General features: G+C 60.2%; 4 protein-coding genes. All 4 read right to left on the reverse strand.

The features are described 5' to 3' along the window. Window positions 1-65: 65 nt before the first annotated feature. Entirely contained in the window at window positions 66-1097 is a 1032-nt protein-coding gene (gene cas1c, locus VMU57_RS05395) for a type I-C CRISPR-associated endonuclease Cas1c (RefSeq protein ID WP_325381601.1), read from the reverse strand. 6 nt (window positions 1098-1103) lie between these two features. Continuing rightward, window positions 1104-1775, reverse strand: coding sequence for a CRISPR-associated protein Cas4 (cas4, locus tag VMU57_RS05400; protein WP_325381603.1), 672 nt, complete (start codon window positions 1773-1775; stop codon window positions 1104-1106). Continuing rightward, window positions 1741-2592, reverse strand: coding sequence for a type I-C CRISPR-associated protein Cas7/Csd2 (cas7c, locus tag VMU57_RS05405; protein ID WP_325381605.1), 852 nt, complete (start codon window positions 2590-2592; stop codon window positions 1741-1743). The genes cas4 and cas7c overlap by 35 nt, the downstream gene beginning before the upstream one ends. Further along, window positions 2589-3780 (reverse strand): type I-C CRISPR-associated protein Cas8c/Csd1 (cas8c, locus tag VMU57_RS05410; protein WP_325381607.1); only part of this gene is annotated, 1192 nt, incomplete at its 5' end. The genes cas7c and cas8c, both read right to left, overlap by 4 nt.

The raw sequence follows: 3780 nt of genomic DNA on the forward strand, positions 1-3780 counted from the left end.
TGCTTCCGTTCGCGTGCTGACATCGTAACTAACCAGGACAAACATTTTCTATCACCCCTGACAGTCTATTTCCAGAGAAAGGCGGGGTAAGCATCGAGCCCTCTGCGCAGATGGCGCGCAAGGATCAGTGATTGCACATATGGGATGAGGCCGAGCGGGATGCGCTCCTCAATGAAGGGATGCTCGACTTCTTCCTGCTTCCGCGCCTGCCACGCCGCGATGATCGTCTTGCGAGCCTTTTCTTCAAGAAGGATTCCACCGCCTTCCTGTTCGACAAAGTCCTCGCACTGCAACTGGCGCCGGTTGATGAGCGTGAGAGCAAGACGGTCGGCAATCGGCGCGCGCAACTCTTCCATCAGGTCAAGCGCGAGACTGGGACGGCCAGGCCGGTCGGTATGGAGAAATCCAACCGCGGGATCGAGGCCGACGCTCTCAAGCGCAGACTCTACATCGTGGCGCAGGAGCGCATAGATGAATGACAGAAGAGCGTTCACGCGGTCGCGAGGAGGGCGTCTGGTGCGGCCTGAGAAGCTGAAGGCTTCCTTGTCACCGACGACCATAAGATCGAAGACGGAGAAGTAGAGTTGACCGGCCATGCCTTCGTGGCCACGAGCTTCGTCGATCGAAGTGGCCTTCATGGATTCTGTTCCTTCCAAGGTCAACTTATCCGCCACGGCTCTGAGTGCTTCCTTATCGTCGGGAATGGAGGATTCGCGCGCGGCGCGAAGAAGCACGATGCGGCTGTTGGCAATCTTGGCCGTCACGATGGAACGAACGATGGGCAGTGCGATCTCTTCTTTATCCGCAGCTCGGTATTGTTCTCGGCGCAGAAGAACATTGCCGGAGACCGGCCCCTGGACGCGCGCCAGAAATCGGCCCTGCTCGGTGAGGTACGAGATGCCGACGCCGTGTTCGCAGCAGAGAGCGAGTACGGGTGGCGAGCAGGAGACACGCCCCCAGCAGACCAACCCCTCGATGGTGTGGACGGGGAGACGCAGGCGGGTTTCGTCCTCAATTTTAACCGCGATCGTTTCCCCGTCGCGGTGGAGATAGGCTCCCTGCGTGGTGACGTGCAACGTGTTGAGCAGCTTTCGCATGGTGACTCACGCGGGAAGTTGAAGGGCTTGGCGCTGGCGCCGGTTCCACCGGGTTTGGATGGTGGATTCAGCGGTGGCATGGGGCAAGCAAATGTTGAGGAGCGAACAGTTCTGGCAGTAGTTCCCTGGTTTAGCAGGCGGAGTTTCACGGGACTGGTAGAGGCGGTGCATCTCGGCTGCAAGCGTTTCCGTCCGGGCGCGGAGTTGGGGTGAGAATTCTACTTCGAGCCGGCGGCGCGGCTCGCCATAAAAAATGGCACCGCGCGGGACCGGTTGGCCTAGCATTTCTTCAAGACAGAGCGCTTGCGCGCAAAGCTGGACCAGGTCGCAATCGTCCGGTTTATGCCGGCCGCGCTTGTATTCGACCGGAAAGGGCCCCGGACGAAACTCGACGACATCGGCGCGGCCGGTGAGGGCGAGGTGGCGGCTGGCGAGCGGAAGACCGCGAACGGTGCGAAGATCATGCCGTCGTGACTGCCCCGGAAGGTCGGCTTTCTCATGGAGAAGCCGACCCTCCGAGGTGAGGCGGTTCTCTGCCCATGCCTGCTCAAGGTGGATCAAGGCCCACTGACGCGGACAGAAGGCAAGATGCTGCAGTCCGCTCAGCGGCAGAGCGTTCTCGGACTCCTGCTCGGTTAAGAGATCAGAAGCCGTCGATTTCTTCTGGAGTAAGTCCATGGAGGTTCTCCAGGGTATAGGTTCCGTCCGGGTTCACCTTGAGCGTACCGTGAACCCGTGCTGAGGAGTATTGGCCGGGCTTGGTCGAGTGCTTCCACCAGAAGACCTTGAGCACGCGCATGGTGCCCTCGGGCCGCGCCGAGGATGCGTCGTTTTCAAAGAGTCTCCGGAGTTGGGCCTTGATCGCCTCGGCATCGGCATCGCTGAAGCCAGTGCGCTCGGCCAGTTGCGGGTTCATGCTGCCGAAGAAGACGTAGACGGCGTTGTCAACGCAGTGCTTCATACCCATGGTGTCCGAACCACGCTTGGTGCCGTCGCCCTCGCCCGAGACACTCTTCGTGATCTGCGTGCTGGTGACATCGACCGGCGCAACGCTGAAGGCGGACTGCACCGTGACGGGGCCGCGGATGGGGATGGAGACGCCGGTATCGCCGGCGCTGTCGTCTTCCGAATCAGCTTTTTTCTTCTTCGAAGATTTCATGGCGAACAACTGGCCGAAAGCGCGGACGTCGAGCCATTTCTCGCTGGCTTTCTTTGCAGTCTCCGGACCGCCGAAATCTTTGCCAAGGCCCTTGACCGCGCGGTCCTGCAGGCTGGTGGCGTCGTCGCTCTTGCGGTCGTCCGACTGAACGAAGATCGCGGAGCCGCTTTCCTGGAGGCGGTCGCGAAGCTTGCGCTTGAGGCAGACGTCCGAAATCTCGCCGAGGCCGTTGTAGTCGGTGCGAGGGCGATTGCCGTTCAGCGGATCGCCATTCGGGTTGGCGTGGTTCACGCGGAGGATGGCGGCGAAATCAATCTTGTTGGACAGGCTGCTCACTGGTTGTCTCCTTCTTCGGGCGTGGCTTCGGGTTCAGCATCGTTAGAGTTGTCCTTGCGCGGCTTCAGGGCTTCACGCTGGCTGTGAAAGCCGAGCAAAAACTCGCCGGAGAGCGGGCGAGGGTCCAGAAAGGCGCTCTCCCCGCCGCTGGTTTCAAACAGAGCGTAGACAGCGTCGATGAGGCTCTGTCGGCGCTGCAGGGCAGCAGCACGACTCGAACGCAGTTGCGCGATGTACGGCGTCAACTGGAGCTCGATCGTGCGCCATGTACTGTACGGGTGGTCGGCAAAGCGCTGCATGAGGCGGGCAGCAGTGGTGTCGCGCTGCACTTTCGCAACATTCAGGGCCAAGCCTTCAATGCTGTCGGCAACTGCCAGCAGACGGCCATAGAGATAATCGCGCGAGGTGCGCGATTCGTCGAGACTCATGGTGTAGTTCTCCTTTGGGTGTGCGCCTCGATAGAGCGAGCAGGCCACGCCGAGATTGCGTTCGAATTCCCAATATCCCTTTTTATGGTCTTTTTGATAGGCGCATCTCACAGTGCTTGCTACGGCCGCGAGCACAAGATCGCGCGGCAGGGGTCGGCCGTCGACGATGCAAGGCAACAAGCGCTCCTGCGTGGCCTTACGAAGCTTTTCTCCCTCTCTTCCCTCGACGCGGCGGCCATAGCAGGCTTCAGCAATGTCGCTGGGCGAGGGCGCGCCGACGAATCGCCGGTCTTTGCCCATGTTTTGCGGCCAGGCCAGCGATGTATGCCAGCGTTCGAGGCGTATAAGAAACTCCGCCTCTATGAGCTCGCGGTAAAAAAGAATCGCCATGCGGCCCGGTGTGGCGGAATCAAGCCCCATCACGACGATGTCAGCTGAGTCATCGAGCTTCTGTTTGTAGCCGCCGATGGCTTTTCTTAGCCGCAGCGCAAAGAGCTGTCCGGCATCACCCTGGCATGCAGCCTCTGGCGCTTCTTCGGTGGTTTCTCCAGCGTCTCGGAAAAACTCCCAGCTATCCACCAGAACGGGAGGGGCATCTGCAGACTTTACGGACCAGGCGACCAGGGTCCAGTCTTTCCCAATTCGTGTTCCCTGACGCTGAATAAGCCAGCGCAACGTGTTATGCGCCTTTTGTGACTGCACGTAGCCTACAGTCACGGCTTGGCTAGCATCTGAGAACCGGCCACGATATGTAAATCCG

The sequence above is a fragment of the Edaphobacter sp. genome, assembly GCF_035532915.1.
Lineage (GTDB): Bacteria > Acidobacteriota > Terriglobia > Terriglobales > Acidobacteriaceae > Edaphobacter.